The following is an 18491-nucleotide window of genomic DNA, read 5'->3' on the forward strand; positions in this document are numbered from 1 at the left end:
GTCTGAAGCGCATTTGGTGTCGCATAATAATCATTTACCCTAGCTACCCATTTACCTGTCGTATTATCAACAATACCAATTACATGTGCTCCAGCACCTACAGCTGATATTTGAACATTAATTGTAATTAGATAAATTCCTGAATTAAGTACATTAAAACTATTGCCGCTACTTGAGCTTGTAAATCTTTTTTATTATCAATAACTACATTTGTAATATTTCCAATTTGCACTAATCCCCCATTTGTAGTATAATTTGCCGTCATTTGTGCTGTAATTTCCTGCGCTACTACAAGTTTACCATCAATCGCAATAACAGTACCAGTATCAGTAGGGACGATACCAGCATCCGGAGCATCTTTCCAAGTTGCAGATCCTGAACCATTTGAAGTCAAAAGCTGACCTGCTGTACCACCTTTTATATCTAAAGCAGTTGCTGCTGTTAATAATTTACCTCCTCCTGTTACAGTCAAAGCACTGTTTGCAGAGGTAAGTGCGTATAATGATCCTGTATCAAATGTTCCTGTTGCTCCTTGAGGTCCAGTTGCTCCCACTGCTCCGGCAACCCCTTGAGGGCCTTGTGCTCCCACTGCTCCGGTAGCTCCGACTGGTCCTGTAGCACCAGCTGGTCCGGCAACTCCTTGCGCTCCTGTAAGTCCTGTTACTCCAGTATCTCCTTTAGGTCCCGTTGCCCCAGCAACCCCTTGAGGTCCTTGTGCTCCAGTTGCTCCGGTAGCTCCAGTTGCTCCCGCTATTACTGATGCTGCTTTCCAAACTACATTACCATTTCCATCTGCCGCAACAGCTACATAACCTGCTGCAGGCACAGAACCATCAGTACCTTTAGTAATAGATAAATTATTTACACCTGTTTTTCTGGTTGCTTCATCTATAGTTAAATCATTAGTAGATTTTGAGTTATTCCAAATACCCAAAATACCATTGTTTTTATAAAGTCCAAAATAATTTGTATTAGAAGTTGTTCTATCAGCTATCTGTAAATCATTCTTAACATAAGCATTATTAATATTAAGAATATTTTTACTGCTCATATTTAAATCCTGTGTAGCAGTATGATTACCAAGATTATCCCCTACAGCATCTTTCCAGGTTGCAGATCCCGTACCGTTTGAGCTTAAAACCTGTCCTGCTGTACCACCTTTAATATCTAAAGCTGTTGCTGCAGTTAATAATTTACCTCCTCCTGTTACTGTTAAAGCACTATTTGCAGAGGTAAGTGCATATAATGATCCCGTATCAAATGTACCTGTTGCTCCGGCAACCCCTTGAGGTCCTTGTGCTCCCGTTGCTCCGGTAGCTCCTGCTGGTCCTGTAGCACCAGCTGGTCCGGCAACCCCTTGAGGTCCTTGTGCTCCAGTTGCTCCCGTTGCTCCAGCTATTGCTGAAGCGGCTCTCCAAACTACATTACCATTTGTATCTGCCGCAACGGCCACATAACCTGCTGCCGGTGCAGAATCATCAGTACCTCTATAAATAGCTAAATTATGTACACTTGTTTTTCTAGTTACTTCATCTATACTAAAATCATTACTTTTTCTTAAGCTATTCCAAATACCAAAAAGACCATCGTTTTTATAAAGTCCGAAATAATTTGTATTTCCCGCTGTTCTGTCTAATATTTGCAGTTCACTTTTAATAAAACCAGTAAAAATATTATTGATATTTTTACCATTCATATCTAGATTTTGTGTAGCAAAATGATTACCAAGGTTATCCCCTAAGCTTGCCTTTGTTACAGATTTTAAAACTCCATTAGCATCTGTTACCACTATATTGTCTGTAGCGGCACCAGTTTGCAAACCTTTTAATGCTAAGGTAAAAGCAGATGTTGTGGTTAAAACGGAAGGTTTTGTTAAATCCCCTCCTAACTGAACGTTACCGCCCGTTACCGTCAATCCGTTATTTGCTGTATTAAGAGCATTAGGATTAATTGTCACTTTTTTACCATTTACGGTGACTACTGTTTCTGTTTGTGCCATTAGAAATCCTCCCTGGATTAAAAGCAGCATACATATTATTTTTTTCATTTTTCTGAAATATTTTTTTATGATTCATTAATCGCATTAAACTAAAGAAGAAATTAATCTTCATAAACTTCCTAGGTTAAATCGTTCTAAAACATAGTGCAAAGTTATCTGTACCTTACAAAATTAATTGCAATTAAACATTTAAAAAACAACAACTTAAGATAAAATTTTCTTTGTTTTTAGATAAGACTTTATGAAGTTAAAAGGTTACACATTCTTTATAGAAAGAATGTGCTTCCTACTTAAATTCTAATGCTATTATTTTAAATAATCAATCATAATATTATCCCCAGCCATTAAAGCATAAGAACCGTTATTTGCATTGTTGTACGTTAATACATTACCACTAACTGTTATCGCGTCTTTATCAATACGAACACCGTTAATGTATAACTTAACTTTAGACAACGATGAAGGTGTTGCAGCTAATGTAAAACTAGTCTGACCTACTGCAGCAGTAAATTCATCGATAGCTTGTTGAGGAACGTTTGCATTTACAACATATGGGCTAGCAACTGTACCTGCCCCTGTTATAGTAACATTTGTTCCTTGTGTTGTTACACCACCAACTCCAGCTGCTCCAGTGTCTCCTTTAAGACCTTGAATACCTTGTGCTCCAGTTAATCCGATTGGCCCTTGAGCTCCTGTTGCACCAGTATCACCTTTTGGACCTGTTGCTCCAGTTAATCCGATTGGACCTTGTACTCCGGCATCTCCTTTGGCTCCAGTTGCTCCGGTTAATCCGATTGGACCTGTTGCTCCAGTTTCTCCTTTAAGACCTGCTAATTGTTCAGGTGTAAAATCTGTGTATTTGAAATCTTTTCCATCAATACCATTTGTTCCTGCAGTTCCAGCAACTCCGGTTTCTCCTTTAAGACCTGCTAATTGTTCAGGCGTGAAATCTGTGTATTTGAAATCTTTTCCATCAACACCGTTTGTTCCTGCAGTTCCAGCAACTCCGGTTTCTCCTTTAAGACCTGCTAATTGTTCAGGTGTAAAATCTGTGTATTTAAAATCTTTTCCATCAATACCATTTGTTCCTGCAGTTCCAGCAACTCCGGTTTCTCCTTTAAGACCTGCTAATTGTTCAGGCGTGAAATCTGTGTATTTGAAATCTTTTCCATCAACACCATTGGTTCCTGCAGTTCCAGCAACTCCAGTTTCTCCTTTAAGACCTGCTAATTGCTCAGAGGTGAAATCTGTGTATTTGAAATCTTTTCCATCTGCACCTGCAACCCCGTCAGCTCCTTTTAATCCGTCTAAATATTCTGTGATTGATTTTCCGTCGTTTCCAGGAAGTTCTTGCCAGATCTCAAATGCTGATTTTCCATCTGCACCCGCAACTCCGTCAGTTCCCTTTAATCCGTCTAAATATTCTGTGATTGATTTTCCATCATTTCCAGGAAGCTCTTGCCAGATCTCAAATGCTGATTTTCCATCAACTCCGTTTGTTCCTGCAACTCCGTCTGCTCCTTTTAATCCGTCTAAATATTCTGTGATTGATTTTCCGTCATTTCCAGGAAGTTCTTGCCAGATTTCGAATGCTGATTTTCCATCTGCACCTGCAACTCCGTCTGCTCCTTTTATTCCGTCTAAATATTCAGTGATAGTTTTTCCATCATTTCCAGGAAGTTCTTGCCAGATCTCAAATGCTGATTTTCCATCAACCCCGTTAGTTCCTGCAACTCCGTCAGCTCCTTTTAATCCGTCTAAATATTCTGTGATTGTTTTTCCATCATTTCCAGGAAGCTCTTGCCAGATTTCGAATGCTGATTTTCCATCAACCCCGTTTGTTCCGGCAACTCCGTCAGCTCCTTTTAATCCGTCTAAATATTCTGTGATAGTTTTTCCATCATTTCCAGGAAGTTCTTGCCAGATCTCAAATGCTGATTTTCCGTCTGCTCCGTTTGTTCCTGCAACTCCGTCTGCTCCTTTTAATCCGTCTAAATATTCTGTGATTGATTTTCCATCATTTCCAGGAAGTTCTTGCCAAATCTCGAATGCTGATTTTCCATCAACCCCGTTAGTTCCTGCAACTCCGTCTGCTCCTTTTAATCCGTCTAAATATTCTGTGATAGTTTTTCCATCATTTCCAGGAAGTTCTTGCCAGATTTCGAATGCTGATTTTCCATCAACCCCGTTAGTTCCCGCAACTCCGTCTGCTCCTTTTAATCCGTCTAAATATTCTGTAATTGATTTTCCGTCATTTCCAGGAAGTTCTTGCCAGATCTCAAATGCTGATTTTCCATCTGCACCTGCAACTCCGTCTGCTCCTTTTAATCCGTCTAAATATTCTGTGATTGATTTTCCGTCATTTCCAGGAAGTTCTTGCCAGATCTCAAATGCTGATTTTCCATCTGCACCTGCAACTCCGTCTGCTCCTTTTAATCCGTCTAAATATTCTGTGATAGTTTTTCCATCATTTCCAGGAAGCTCTTGCCAAATCTCGAATGCTGATTTTCCATCAACCCCGTTTGTTCCGGCAACTCCGTCTGCTCCTTTTAATCCGGCTAAATATTCTGTGATTGATTTTCCGTCATTTCCAGGAAGTTCTTGCCAGATCTCAAATGCTGATTTTCCATCAACCCCGTTTGTTCCGGCAACTCCGTCAGCTCCTTTTGCTCCGGTGATCGGTGTCCAGGTTCCGTCTGCGTTTTGAACGTAAACTGTACTTGTAGAATTATCTGTATAAATATTTACATTCTCTCCAGGGTAACCTGCTTCTCCTTTATTTCCAGGAACGCCGTTTCCGCCGGCAACGCCAACTTCCCCGTCTTTTCCATCCTTACCATCTTTTCCATTAATCGGTGTCCATTTACCATCTGCATCCTGAACGTAAACAACTCCTGTTGAATTATCAACATACATCGTAACGCCTTCTCCAGGGTAACCTGCTTCTCCCTTGTTTCCAGGAACTCCAGTTCCGCCAGCAACGCCAACTTCTCCTTTATCTCCTTTGTCTCCTTTGGCTCCAGTGATCGGTGTCCAGGTTCCGTCTGCGTTTTGAACGTAAACTGTACTTGTTTCTTTATCTGTATAAATATTTACATTCTCTCCGGGGTAACCTGCCTCTCCTTTGGCTCCGGGAACTCCGTTTCCGCCAGCAACGCCAACTTCTCCTTTATCTCCCTTATCTCCTTTGGCTCCGGTGATCGGTGTCCAGGTTCCGTCTGCATTTTGAACGTAAACTGTACTTGTTTCTTTATCTGTATAAATATTTACATTCTCTCCAGGGTAACCCGCTTCTCCTTTGGCTCCGGGAACTCCGTTTCCGCCAGCAACGCCAACTTCTCCGTCTTTTCCGTCCTTACCATTAATCGGTGTCCATTTACCATCTGCATCCTGAACGTAAACAACTCCTGTTGAATTATCAACATACATCGTAACGCCTTCTCCAGGGTAACCTGCTTCTCCTTTGTTTCCAGGAACTCCAGTTCCGCCAGCAACGCCAACTTCTCCTTTATCTCCCTTATCTCCTTTGGCTCCGGTAATAGGTGTCCAGATTCCATCTGCGTTTTGAACGTAAACTGTATTGGTATCTTTATCTGTATAAATATTTACATTCTCTCCAGGGTAGCCAGCTTCTCCTTTGGCTCCAGGAACTCCGTTTCCGCCAGCAACGCCAACTTCTCCTTTATCTCCCTTATCTCCTTTGGCTCCGGTGATAGGTGTCCACGTTCCATCTGCGTTTTGAACGTAAACTGTACTTGTTTCTTTATCTGTATAAATATTTACATTCTCTCCAGGGTAGCCTGCTTCTCCTTTAGCTCCAGGAACGCCGTTTCCGCCAGCAACGCCAACTTCCCCGTCTTTTCCGTCCTTACCATTAATCGGTGTCCATTTACCATCTGCATCCTGAACGTAAACAACTCCTGTTGTGTTGTCAACATACATCGTAACGCCTTCTCCAGGGTATCCTGCTTCTCCTTTGTTTCCAGGAACTCCAGTTCCACCAGCAACGCCAACTTCTCCTTTATCTCCCTTATCTCCTTTGGCTCCAGTGATCGGTGTCCAGGTTCCGTCTGCATTTTGAACGTAAACTGTACTTGTAGAATTATCTGTATAAATATTTACATTCTCTCCAGGGTAGCCATCTGTTCCTTTGGCTCCGGGAACTCCGTTTCCGCCGGCAACGCCAACTTCTCCGTCTTTTCCGTCTTTACCATTAATTGGTGTCCATTTTCCATCTGCATCCTGAACGTAAACAACTCCTGTTGTGTTGTCAACATACATTGTAAAGCCTTCTCCAGGGTAACCTGCTTCCCCTTTGTTTCCAGGAACTCCGGTTCCGCCTGCAACACCAACTTCTCCTTTATCTCCCTTATCTCCTTTTGCTCCGGTGATAGGCGTCCAGGTTCCGTCTGCGTTTTGAACGTAAACTGTACTTGTTTCTTTATCTGTATAAATATTTACATTCTCTCCAGGGTAACCTGCCTCTCCTTTGGCTCCGGGAACGCCGTTTCCACCGGCAACGCCAACTTCCCCGTCTTTTCCGTCCTTACCATTAATCGGTGTCCATTTACCATCTGCATCCTGAACGTAAACAACTCCTGTTGTGTTGTCAACATACATCGTAACACCTTCTCCAGGGTATCCTGCTTCTCCTTTGTTTCCAGGAACTCCAGTTCCGCCAGCAACGCCAACTTCTCCTTTATCTCCCTTATCTCCTTTGGCTCCAGTGATCGGTGTCCAGGTTCCGTCTGCGTTTTGAACGTAAACTGTACTTGTAGAATTATCTGTATAAATATTTACATTCTCTCCAGGGTAACCTGCCTCTCCTTTGGCTCCGGGAACTCCGTTTCCGCCGGCAACGCCAACTTCCCCGTCTTTTCCGTCCTTACCATCTTTTCCATTAATCGGTGTCCATTTACCATCTGCATCCTGAACGTAAACAATTCCTGTTGAATTGTCAACATACATTGTAACGCCTTCTCCAGGGTATCCTGCTTCTCCTTTGTTTCCAGGAGCTCCAGTTCCGCCGGCAACGCCAACTTCTCCTTTATCTCCCTTATCTCCTTTGGCTCCGGTGATAGGTGTCCAGGTTCCGTCTGCATTTTGAACGTAAACTGTTTTTGTAGAATTATCTATATAAAATTTTACACTTTCTCCAGGATAACCATCCTGACCTTTAGCACCTGGTACACCATTGCCACTTTCAATCTCAGATGATGATTTAACATCTCCAGCAGATAGCATTCTATTCCATTTATTATCAAACCAATAATAGTAACCAGGAGTGATATTAGAATTGTTAGTAGTATTAAAAACCAGTAAGCTATTAACATTACCATTAATAATAGTTGTTTGGTCTGTAATACTTTGTAAAGCTACCTGAGGTATTAATACACCTTTATTATTAGAAAAAACTTCTAATTGTGCGGAAGATTTTGGAGTTAATGTTCCAATACCTACCTGTGAATAGCCTGTATAGCATCCCAAAACAACAAACAAAGGGAGTAATCTATTTTTCATAACATTTAATTATTCTGTAATTAATTTTCTTAAGTGTTTATTATTCAAACATCTAAAAGTTTGACGATGCAAAGGTCTTTCTAAATATTAAAGACTTTTATCGGCATACGTCTTTAAAATTATAAATTAGGGTATTTCAAATATTAGAGGCTAAAAAAACCATCAATAACACTTGTAAATCAACAACATACACAACACAAATCTCATATTGGCTAAAAAAAGGATACTTATTATTCAATTTCATCTTTACTATTTGTGTAATTTAAAATGTCTAATAAGCTATATGGATTTTTTTGATCTACAAAAAGCGACAATTTTTCAAAGATGAATTATCACTGGATGACTTAAGCTTGCTAAAGGGGTCTGGTAAAGAATCAAAAATGCAGATTTTCTTCAATGAAAATTGTAATAGATAATCAAATAATAATCTGAGCAATATAGATGCTTCACAAAAATCTAGTAAAAAGACAGCTCCTGTATTTATCGAATTGTCGTTAATAATCTTTTGGATAAAATCTAACGGCTAATATAATTTCGAATACAGAAAATAATATTGTGGTGAAAAATGTGGTTAGGTACTAGAAAAATGCATGACAATTGTTTTAATGTTGTTATTATATAACAAGTGACTAAAATTATATAACCAATAAATCCAATTCAGCATTTACATTTGAGCCGTTGTTGAGATAGATTGAATAGAAATCAAATCAGAACTTTTATTCAACTTAATCAAACATAGGAACACTCAAAACTTTTATGAATCCTTTTAAAATTCAATACAAATGGTTTACTTAGATACTGACTTAATGCGATTTTTAGATGCACAAAACAAACTTTATCTTACTGCACTTTCAGAAATCAAAAAAGGCAAAAAACAAACTCATTGGATGTGGTTTATCTTTCCACAAATAAAAGGACTTGGCACTAGCAGCGTTGCAAACTATTATGCTATAAATGATCTTAAGGAAGCTGGCGAATTTTTGCAGCATCCCGTATTAGCAAAACATCTTATAGAAATTTCAAAACTTTTACTGACTTTTAAAAGAAAATCTATTGAGTCTATTTTGGGAGATTTGGATGCTCGTAAACTACGTTCTTCAATGACGCTTTTCTCTCAGGTAGAAAATGCCGATCCGGTTTTTAGAGATGTTTTAAATACATTTTTTTCTGGTCAGTTAGATTCACAAACTTTGTCATTAATTAATTCTTCTAGTGTGAAGTTGGCTGTGGCTTAATTTTAAAAATATAGTGGGATATAATTAATTCCCTAATCTTACTAAACTATTGATAACAAAGTTTTCAATAGTTTTTTTTGTATCAAAATGTCTGGAAATTATTTCCAGCTTATAATATAAATTTAAAAAGACTTTCAAACTTGTTTAATTTTTATAGATCTTTGAACGTACACGAGCGGGGTTCATTCCAATAAAATAAACGGTTTTCTTAAGTGACAAGTTCCGGGTAGTGGTAGAATTATAAATCTACAATTATGAGATTACGAGAGTTAAAAAACAAATATGAAGCCAGTGTATTTAATGAGTTATCAGACGAAAACTTAGTCGGAAAAGCAGCTGGATGGGAGTACTATTCGGCTATTCGGCTAAATGGAATAATAGCAATTGGATGGCTTTCAGATGATAATATTTTACTAATTAATACAGATGGAATTTTTATTTATGATATTCTTAAAAAGAATATCATATTTAGTGATTATGAGAATTCATTTAGAAAAAATATATCTGATGATAATCTGACTTATTTTGTTCAAAGTAAGTCTGAAACTGTATTTATTTTTGGATTAAGAGGTGGTGGTGGAAATTTATTAACAAAAGATCATACATGGAACATAGAAAATTTTGATATTACTTGGAATATTAAGGTGCCTAGACTCTTAAATTGTAAGAATGGAAAAAAATATTTTTTAGAGTTGCAACAAAATAGTTATGAGGGAAATAAATATTTAGGATTTTCAAAGTCAGAAAATTATTTTCTAATTATGGGGGATGGAGGTGTTGACGTTTTTTTCCGATTACCAAATTACAATGAACCAGATGGTTCAGATATATTAACGCGACGATAACGTGGAATTCTTTCTTTGCCCGCAACAGACACAAATAAATCAAAACAAAAAGCAACTCGTAACTGGGTTGCTTTTTTATGTTGTAATATTCATATATAAACCAATGGAAATTTTATCAATACACCAAAAATCGTTAAACATTAAGTAGCCTTTATAAAACTTTCAGACACATAACAAGCTTCTAAATTCTGCTTGTCATAGATTTTTAGCACCATGTCAATATTTTCTAATCCTGATTTATAAAAAATAACTCTTCATCATAATCTGCAATTGATATCAAAGCCTTATAAATATACCTCGCCACCAAAGCCCCACCATCAATATTAATTAAATCAACATCATCTTCGGGAGTATGATATTGTGGATGTCCTCCGGTATGGAAACCTATTACAGATATTCCCGATTTGTAAAACGAAACATGATCAGACCCTCCCACTTCTCCGGCGTGTACGACAGGATTGAGGCCACTGTTTTCTCCAAGTTTTTTCATTAGTTCTACTCCGTCGGGGAAAGTTCCGGCGCCACCCATGTAGATTTGTTTTTCTGCATTTAATCTTCCCACCATATCCATGTTAAGCATTACTTTTACGGCGCTTTTTTCGACTGGTAAATGCCAAACGAAATATTTAGATCCTAATAAGCCTTCTTCTTCTCCGCTAAAGGAAATAAAAATGATACTTCGTTTTGGTTTTGTTTTGGCTTTCGATAATTCTTCTAATATACACAACAAAGCCGAAACTCCGGATGCATTGTCATCTGCTCCATTGTGAATCGCTACAACATCTTTCTTTTTACTTCCGGAAGCTTGTCCGCCCCAACCCCAATGATCGTAGTGCGCTCCAATAACGATAAATTCGTTTTTTAGATTTTCATCAGATCCTTCGATATAACCGACAACGTTTTGGGTTTTAACGCTGTCTGATTTCACCTTATTCAATCCTTCTTTTACAAAAAGACTGAAAGACTGATAATAACTATCGTTGAACTTTTTTAAGCCATATTTTTTAAAATACTTTCCAATATAGACTGCAGCATCATCATTGCCTTTTGTTCCCGGAAAACGGCCTTGCATTTTATCTGACGAAAGATATTTATCGTGTTTATAAAATATTTTGGGATTGATTCCATTTTGAGCATTAATTGCAATATTGGCAAATAATGTAAATAGTAATACGGTCTTAAATTTTGAATTTTTAAAAAGTTTCATCATAAGCGTTTATTAATTTAACACATAGAGGCATAGTATTCGTAGCTTAAAAAAGGCGTTTCACTTGCATTAACAAACATAGTTTCTTTGGGACTATGTGTGAGAAACTAGTTTCTTTTTATATTCTTTTTTTACTCATTTCAATATAAATCTATGTTTCTATGTGTTAAAACAAATTATAGCAACGAGTTATGCTATTTATCTAATTCACATCAAAACTTACGTGCTTGATATATTTTCGATTATAAGTATATAAAACATGTACTTTTTTATCTGAGGTTTGAATAATAGCGGGGTAACTAAATTCTCCTTCGGGTTGATATTCAAGATCGAAAAGTTTGTTCCAATGAATTCCGTCTTTTGAATGTTCAACATCTAATACATTTCTTCCATTAAACCAGTCTTTTCCTTGTTTTAGTGGGTTATTAACTACCAGGAAAGATTTTTTAGATAAACTTAAAGCATCAATTCCTGAATTTGAATTTACAACATTTATACTATCTGTTTGACTCCAACTTTGACCGCTATCTTCAGACCAGCTTGTAATTAGTTTATTGTGTTTACTTCTAAACAACATCTGTAGTTTTTTATCAGAATGTACCAAAAACGTTGGCTGAATAATATCGAAATTCTGTTTGTTTTCGATGTTTATTTTCTCCCACTTTCCGGTTGCTTCCGTGTAGGTTTCTACGTGACTTCTCCATTCGTTTTTTTCTACACTTTCGGTACTGCTTCCGCATAAAATAACTCCCGGGGTTGCTTCAATCGGTTTGTTTTTTATTGGTCCTAAAATACCTTCTGGTAAGTATTCGGGATTACTCCATGTCGTTCCATCATCTTTAGAGGTAATCATGGCTCCAAACCATTCTCTTGGATTTTTACCGACTTTATAAAACAAGTATAAGGTTTTACTTTTGGCTTTAAATAAAACCGGATTCCAACAAGCCAGAGTGTCTTTTTCCTTTACTAAAGGTTTAATCAAGTTTTGCGGTGCAGACCAGGTTTTGTTTTTATAGTTTGAGAAATAAATTCCAACGTCTTTTGCACCTTCGTAACTTCCGCCAAACCAAGCCGCCATAATTTCGTTTGGTTTTATTTCGACCAAAGTTGCAGCGTGACTGTTTGTAGTAATTGGTTTTTCTGTTATAAAATTATTTCTAATATTATAAGCTTGTGGGTTCTGTTTTTGAGAAGTACACGTAATACTTATCAAAACGAATAATAGTATTGAATGAAATTTTGAAATCATTGTATTGTAAAAGTTTTTAAAGTGAAATTTGAATGGCAATTTCAAATCTCACTTTTCAATTTAATGGCGGGAATTATTTTTTGCTCAGGCCTAATTTATGTCCCCAAACAGCATAGTATAAAATAATGATATAACATGGCAACAAAATCCAATATCCTTCTGTAGCTGCATGAGCTGTTGCAAAAGTATCATTGATTCCAAACGAAACCATATCGGCTTTGGTTAAATCTACAATTTTTCCATATAAAGGCGGAATAACTGCTCCTCCGGAAATTGCCATAATCAACAATGCCGAAGCTGTTTTGGTAAACTTTCCCAAACCTTTTAATGTTAATGGCCATATTGCAGGCCAAACAAGTGCATTTGCAATTCCTAGCGCTGCCACAAAAAGTATGGAAACAAAACCTGTCGTGAATACAATGCAAAAACAAAATATGATGCCTAAAATAGCACTTATTCTTAAAGCCAAAGCCTGAGTAATAAATTTCGGAATTAAAAATACACCCAAAATATAAGTACCTACCATTGCCATTAAAGTAAACGTTGTAAAAAACTTAGCATCTGCTGCAGGAAATCCTAACGAAATACCATAAGCAATAATAGTATCTCCAGCAATAACCTCAACACCAACATACATGAACAAAGTTAATACTCCCAGCCATAAATGCGGAAACTGAAAAATATTTGTTTTTGTTGTTTCTCCTTCTTTTGGTTCTTCAATTGGTGCGGCTTCAACATCCGGTAATGGTGCTTTTCTTATTAAGATTCCTAAAATAAATAAAACAATAGCCATAACCAAATATGGAGTTACAACGCTATCTGCCATTGTATTTAATAACTGTGCTTTTTCTTTAGCACTTACAACACTTAATTTTTGCTGAATTTCATCTATTCCTGATAATAAAATGGCTCCAAAAATAAGCGATCCTAAAGCTCCTGCTATTTTATTCGAAATTCCCATAATAGCAATTCGTTTCGCAGCGCTGTCAATTGGGCCAAGAATTGTAATATAAGGATTTGATGCCGTTTGCAGTAAGGTCATTCCTGTTCCCTGAATAAAAATACCCGTTAAAAACATCCAATAGGTTCTGGCTTCTGCCGCCGGAATAAAAACCAAAGCGCCAACTGCCATAACAAATAGCCCTAAAGACATTCCTTTTTTATATCCGATTTTACTCAAAATATAAGAGGCAGGCAAAGCCATCACGACAAATGATATATAAGAAGCCGATGCCACTAAAAGTGATTGCGCGGATGTCAATTCGTTTATTGTTTTCATAAACGGGATTAATGCGCCATTAATCCAGGTTACAAATCCAAAAATGAAAAATAGTCCGGCAATAATTAGTATTGGTATTAATGTGGTTTGGTTAGATGAGGATGGTTTATTGGTATTAGCCATAATTTTATTTTTTGCTGATTATCTTCTTTCTTCATTTTTAATTGACTCACATTAAAATTGAGATAACCTTTTTTATTATTCTGTTTTCATTGTTTTTTTGCTATTTTAGAAATAGTCGTATAAAACAAAAGGAGAGTTACCTCTCCTTTTATCCTTAAAGTAACGAATCTCTTTATCTTTACTTTATTTATTTATTTATTTGATGTCCCACCAAAGTCTTGTACCTCCTGAGTCCGGGCCTCCAAGTTTTGTGATAGCATCTGTAACGGCATCTCTGTTTGAAGAATATTCGTTTGTAACAAAGATTACACGTTTCATTAAACTTTTTCCAACACCTGCTTCAACATTATCTGTGTTAATGGGTGGGTAGATTACTTTTGCATCACTTCTACGTAAGTCAGCCCATGCTTCCCAAGATTCAGGGAATATTGCTAAATATTTTTGAACCGCAATTTGTGTACGTTGGTTTGCTTCAGAAGCGTCCCATGCTACAGGAAGTGTAACTGGAACTGTCTCTAATCCTATACCTGGATAAAGTGTTGCTGCATTTGGTACAGATGGAGCAGAAGTTCCTGCAATATAATCTGCAATTGCATCTTCATCAGTAATTCCCCATTGTCTCAATGATAGCGCAATACCTCGCTCGTACAAAAATTGTGCAGTACCGCTCATATTCCATCCATTCAATGCACCTTCAGCTCTGCTTAAATAATTTTCAGAAGCCATGAAGATTTCAATATTTTTAGATTCACTAAGGCTAACACCAGGATTTACTCCATTTCCTAGTACAGCATCGTTAAATGCAGAGAATTTAGTAGTTCCAAATTGACCTTCTAAACCACCAACAGGTCGTCCTCTGTAAACTTTAGAGGTAGCTAAAGGATCAATAGGTGCAAACCATTTAGTAAGCCTAGGATCATCGTATCCTACAAGTAAACTTTCCATAGAAGCTGTCATGTAGTAACCCCATGCATTTACAATCATATTCAGGTTGTTTGGTGTAATATTACTAACTTTAAATGTAGCACTTTGCTCATTAGTTTCTATAACACCTGCTGCTACTGCAGCCTCTGCCTGACTTTTTGCCTTTGCCGGTTGTATATCTGAAATTCTTAATGCTAAACGTAATCTCATACTGTTTCCAAATCTTTTCCAGCTTGCTATATCTCCTGAATATACTCTGTCATTAGGCTGTAATGTAGGTACTGTTGTTATAGAAGTAGCATTAAGTGTAGCATCTGCTTCGTCTAACAATTTAAAAAAGTCTTCGTAGATAGATTCTACACTGTCATAAGGTACTTTTTCTTGTTTATTTCCTGCTTGTGTATAAGGAATTGGACCATAACAATCTACCATTTGATTGTACATGAATACTTTCCATATTTTTAATACAGCAAGAGCTTCTTCATTTCCTTGAGATGCTTTAATAGCATTATTCAAAGCTGGTGCAGCAACTGTGTAAAATCTTAACCATCCACGTCCTTCATAACCATTTACGAAAGCATTTCTTTCTGTACCATATCCACAACTAAGATATTGTGTAAACGTTGATGGTAAAATACCTGTTGCAATACCCCAGGTTCCCTGATCATCAACTCCTGGAGATGAATAAGAACCGTTGTGTATCCCTGCATATAATGCTGATGCAAACGCAGGACCTGCAAGAGTTTGATCTAACTGATCTTCTGTTAAGGTATTTTTGTTCGTATTTATTTCATCAAAATCCTTAGTACAGCTTGAAAAAACAGCGAGCATCGACACGACAACTCCTATTGTTTTAATTTTATAATTTTTCATATTATCTCTCTTTTTTAAATTAAAATTAAAATCCAAACCTTACATTAACACCGTACTCTCTTGTTGAAGGAATGTTAAAAGATTCAATACCTTGTAAATTTCCTGTACCTGCTCCAGCTTCTGGGTCAAAGTATTTTGCTTCATTTAAGAAGAAAAATAAGTTTCTTCCAACTACTGAGAAGTCAATACTTGCGAAACCAGTGTTTTGTAACATACGTTTTGGAAGAGAATATCCAAAAACAAGTTCTCTTAATCTAATGTTTGTAGCATCATAAATAAAAGGTTCTGCTACCGGAGTTCTTTGTCCGATTGCTGTCCAATATTGTTCTGCTGTAATACTTGTTGTATTTGGAGCATAAGTAGTTACACCACCAGTAGTTGTTCCTACAACACCATCAACAACAATTCCGCCTTCTCTTCCTGCCAAAGTAATATCACTTACACCTAAACCAGCTTGTCTTGCTTGTGTATAAGAGATCACTTCTCCACCAATTCTGAAATCAACAAGGAAACTTAGTGAAAAATCTTTGTATTTGAAATTATTTTTTAATCCTGCAGTCCAGTCCGGGTTAAAGTTACCGGCACGAACACTAAAATCATCAGTTGCTAAAGGTATACCTGCAGCATTTACAATCATTTGACCATCTGGAGTTCTTTGGAATCCTTTGATGTATAAATCACCGTATTCTCCACCTTTAATTACTTTACTTCTAACCAATCTTCCTTCACCAATAACCAATTCCTCTCTGTTATCGTAGATAGAAGTAATTTTAGATTTATAAGAAGCATAATTCGCCATAACATCCCAAGAGAAATTCTCTGTTTGAATAGGAGTTGCTGTAAGCGTAAGCTCAATACCTTTATTTTCAATATCTCCTCCGTTTAATACCTTTCTTGATATTGAAGACGATTCTGGTGTATTGATGTAGAAAATCTGATCTGAAGTTTTTGTTTGGAAATAGGTAAAATCCAATCCTAAACGATTTTTAAAGAATCTAACATCTGCACCAAACTCAGAAGAACTTGACATCTCTGGTTTTAAATTAGGATTTGCAGCTGTAGTCTGAGAATACAACATACCACCATTACCACCAATGTAAGATAATTGTGAACTTGTTTGGTAAGGGTCTGTATCATTACCTACTTTTGCGTAAGAAGCTCTAACTTTTGCAAAACTGATTACTTCAGGTAAAGTAGCCATATCAGAGATTACTGCTGAAAGACCTGCTGATGGATAGAAGAAAGATCTGTTTTGAGAAGGTAAAGCAGAAGACCAATCATTTCTTGCTGTGATATCTAAGAACAAATAGTTTCTGAAACCAATTTGAGAAAATCCATAAACAGAGTTTACTTGTTTTTCTGACATTGTTGCTGTAGAAGTAACTGTTGCAACATTAATTAATGAAAAATAGTTTCTTTTACTTAAAACACCACCAGATGTTAATGCAGAACTAGATTGTTTCAACATGTTGGCACCAGCATTTAGAACCAATTGTGAAATCTCCAAATTTCTCTTTATAAGAAAGTAATGCATCAGTATTAAATTCACTTACTGTTTCATAGTTCTCACTATATGAACCCAAGTTGCTATTAAATGCTCTTGTAGCATATCTATTTCTAATCGTTTTGTTAGTCATTTGATCTAAACCTGTTCTTACCTGTAAACTTAAAGTATTTGTAATATCGTACTTAAGAGATGCAAGACCAATGAATCTGTTTCTTCTGTCATCGCGTGAATCGTCACGTAATGCAGACCAATATGGGTTACCTCCAGGAGAACCTGCCTGATCTATAAAATAATTTTGTTGTATTTGTGATGCAGCGTCTATATATTCAAAATCCTTGTATTCGTTAAATTTAATACTACGAGGCAATAAATAAGCTGAAGTACCAATAGACTCCTCACCAGTTCTTAATAAATTATCAATGTTTTGAACGATGTAGTTTGTTTTTACATCCAAAGAAAATTTATCAGATAATTTACTAGTCAATCTTAAGTTAAGGTTATGTCTGTCTAAAGCATTACCCTGAACGATACCTTCTGCACGCGTATTTGTATAAGAGAAATACCCTTGTGCTTTTTCATTTCCGGTAGTGATAGATAATGTATTGGCTAAATTGTAACCTGTTTTATAAAAATCAATAACGTTATTTGGCTGTGGGCTGTAATCTGTAGTTGCGGGTCCTGCATAATTAGGATTACGTTGCAACTGCCATGCCGAAACCTGTCTTCCGTCTAATTTTCCTCCCCAGCTTGATACAGAAATAGGATTATAAACTCCTCCATCTCCCTGACCGTACTCGTTTTGGAAATTTGTCAAATTGTAAGCTGTAGAAGCCATAAAGTTAGATGACAATGAAACTGAAGTTTTACCAGCTTTACCAGACTTAGTAGTAATAATGATAACACCATTACTCGCTCTGTTTCCGTAAAGTGCTGCAGCAGATGGTCCTTTAAGAACTGTCATCGAAGCAATGTCTTCCGGGTTAATGTTTGAAATACCATCTGGCTGTGTAGTTCCTCCTGTATCAATATCAGGATTACCAGTTGTAGTTCCATTACTAATTGGCACACCATCTACTACATACAATGGTTGGTTATTACCATTAAGAGACCTGTTACCTCTTAAAGTAATTCTTGATGAACTTCCTACACCATTTGAAGTGGTAGAATAGTTAAGTCCTGCTACCTTACCAGAAAGTGAGTTGGCAACGTTTAAAGACCTCGCTTGAGATACCTCAGCTACATCAATGTTCTGAGCAGAATAAGTAACCGCTTTTTTCTCTCTTTTAATACCAAGAGCAGTTACTACTACTTCGCCTAACTGATGCGTATCTGCACCTAAAGTTACATTGATAGTAGTTTGTCCTGAAACAGGAATCTCTTTTGAGGCAGAACCAACATAAGAGAAAACTAAAACTGCTGATTGATTGGGAACATTGATACTAAATTTACCATCAAAATCTGTTGATACACTAGTTTTCGTTCCTTTAACGACAACATTTGCTCCAGGGATCGGAATTCCGCTAGAAGCATCTGTTATCATTCCCTTTACTGTTGTAGTTTGTGCCTGAAGATTTTGAAATCCGAACAAGCAAACCAACAACAATAATTTTAGTACGTCTTTAATCATATAGGTTGTTTTTTGAGTTAATAACATGTTAAATTTAAGGATCCCGTTTGTTAACTAAATCATTATTTCGACAAATGACATCTTTGAAAAGGTGTTCGACAAA

At 36.9% G+C, this 18491-nt stretch carries 10 protein-coding genes; 2 read left to right on the forward strand and 8 right to left on the reverse strand.

The window, feature by feature from the left end; translation table 11 throughout:
• Positions 1–127 precede the first annotated feature (127 nt).
• Together ACZZZT_RS22250 and ACZZZT_RS22255 are read right to left on the reverse strand one after the other, a co-directional pair.
• Positions 128–2047 carry a hypothetical protein gene (locus ACZZZT_RS22250; RefSeq protein WP_463461983.1) on the reverse strand — a complete coding sequence of 640 codons (1920 nt, stop codon included), beginning with the start codon at positions 2045–2047 and terminating at the stop codon, positions 128–130.
• A gap of 258 nt (positions 2048–2305) precedes the next feature.
• Positions 2306–7519, reverse strand: coding sequence for a hypothetical protein (locus ACZZZT_RS22255; protein WP_463461984.1), 5214 nt, complete (start codon positions 7517–7519; stop codon positions 2306–2308).
• Positions 7520–8301: 782 nt separating this feature from the next.
• On the opposite strand from ACZZZT_RS22255, the gene ACZZZT_RS22260 reads away from it, so the two are divergent.
• Together ACZZZT_RS22260 and ACZZZT_RS22265 are read left to right on the forward strand one after the other, a co-directional pair.
• Positions 8302–8754: a DUF1810 domain-containing protein gene (locus ACZZZT_RS22260; protein WP_463461985.1), complete on the forward strand. Its 453-nt coding sequence runs from the start codon at positions 8302–8304 to the stop codon at positions 8752–8754.
• Positions 8755–9008: 254 nt separating this feature from the next.
• Positions 9009–9599: a hypothetical protein gene (locus ACZZZT_RS22265; RefSeq protein ID WP_463461986.1), complete on the forward strand. Its 591-nt coding sequence runs from the start codon at positions 9009–9011 to the stop codon at positions 9597–9599.
• Positions 9600–9825: 226 nt separating this feature from the next.
• Here ACZZZT_RS22265 and ACZZZT_RS22270 read toward each other — a convergent pair whose 3' ends face one another.
• The 6 genes from ACZZZT_RS22270 to ACZZZT_RS22295 form a co-directional block, all read right to left on the reverse strand.
• Positions 9826–10809, reverse strand: coding sequence for a M20/M25/M40 family metallo-hydrolase (locus ACZZZT_RS22270; RefSeq protein ID WP_463461987.1), 984 nt, complete (start codon positions 10807–10809; stop codon positions 9826–9828).
• Positions 10810–11008: 199 nt separating this feature from the next.
• The gene (locus ACZZZT_RS22275; RefSeq protein WP_463461988.1) at positions 11009–12055 is read right to left on the reverse strand and encodes a sialidase family protein; all 1047 of its coding nucleotides are present in this window, start codon (positions 12053–12055) and stop codon (positions 11009–11011) included.
• Positions 12056–12128: 73 nt separating this feature from the next.
• Complete coding sequence (locus ACZZZT_RS22280) at positions 12129–13457, reverse strand: sugar MFS transporter (RefSeq protein ID WP_463461989.1); 1329 nt, start codon at positions 13455–13457, stop codon at positions 12129–12131.
• Between the two features lie 195 nt (positions 13458–13652).
• A complete protein-coding gene (locus ACZZZT_RS22285) occupies positions 13653–15254 on the reverse strand; it encodes a SusD/RagB family nutrient-binding outer membrane lipoprotein (RefSeq protein WP_463461990.1) in 1602 nt (533 codons plus the stop codon).
• A 25-nt stretch (positions 15255–15279) separates the two neighbouring features.
• The gene (locus ACZZZT_RS22290) at positions 15280–16722 is read right to left on the reverse strand and encodes a TonB-dependent receptor domain-containing protein (RefSeq protein WP_463461991.1); all 1443 of its coding nucleotides are present in this window, start codon (positions 16720–16722) and stop codon (positions 15280–15282) included.
• Positions 16706–18388, reverse strand: coding sequence for a SusC/RagA family TonB-linked outer membrane protein (locus ACZZZT_RS22295; protein WP_463461992.1), 1683 nt, complete (start codon positions 18386–18388; stop codon positions 16706–16708). The genes ACZZZT_RS22290 and ACZZZT_RS22295 overlap by 17 nt, the downstream gene beginning before the upstream one ends.
• Positions 18389–18491 lie beyond the last annotated feature (103 nt).

The organism is Flavobacterium sp. AC274 (assembly GCF_979258275.1).

What these genes read in the sequence shown, in the direction of transcription:
- ACZZZT_RS22250 (WP_463461983.1), bottom strand. Translation starts at nt 2,047, where the DNA reads ATGAAAAAAATAATATGTATGCTGCTTTTAATCCAGGGAGGATTTCTA.
- ACZZZT_RS22255 (WP_463461984.1), bottom strand. Translation starts at nt 7,519, where the DNA reads ATGAAAAATAGATTACTCCCTTTGTTTGTTGTTTTGGGATGCTATACA.
- ACZZZT_RS22260 (WP_463461985.1), top strand. Translation starts at nt 8,302, where the DNA reads ATGGTTTACTTAGATACTGACTTAATGCGATTTTTAGATGCACAAAAC.
- ACZZZT_RS22265 (WP_463461986.1), top strand. Translation starts at nt 9,009, where the DNA reads ATGAGATTACGAGAGTTAAAAAACAAATATGAAGCCAGTGTATTTAAT.
- ACZZZT_RS22270 (WP_463461987.1), bottom strand. Translation starts at nt 10,809, where the DNA reads ATGATGAAACTTTTTAAAAATTCAAAATTTAAGACCGTATTACTATTT.
- ACZZZT_RS22275 (WP_463461988.1), bottom strand. Translation starts at nt 12,055, where the DNA reads ATGATTTCAAAATTTCATTCAATACTATTATTCGTTTTGATAAGTATT.
- ACZZZT_RS22280 (WP_463461989.1), bottom strand. Translation starts at nt 13,457, where the DNA reads ATGGCTAATACCAATAAACCATCCTCATCTAACCAAACCACATTAATA.
- ACZZZT_RS22285 (WP_463461990.1), bottom strand. Translation starts at nt 15,254, where the DNA reads ATGAAAAATTATAAAATTAAAACAATAGGAGTTGTCGTGTCGATGCTC.
- ACZZZT_RS22290 (WP_463461991.1), bottom strand. Translation starts at nt 16,722, where the DNA reads ATGTTGAAACAATCTAGTTCTGCATTAACATCTGGTGGTGTTTTAAGT.
- ACZZZT_RS22295 (WP_463461992.1), bottom strand. Translation starts at nt 18,388, where the DNA reads ATGATTAAAGACGTACTAAAATTATTGTTGTTGGTTTGCTTGTTCGGA.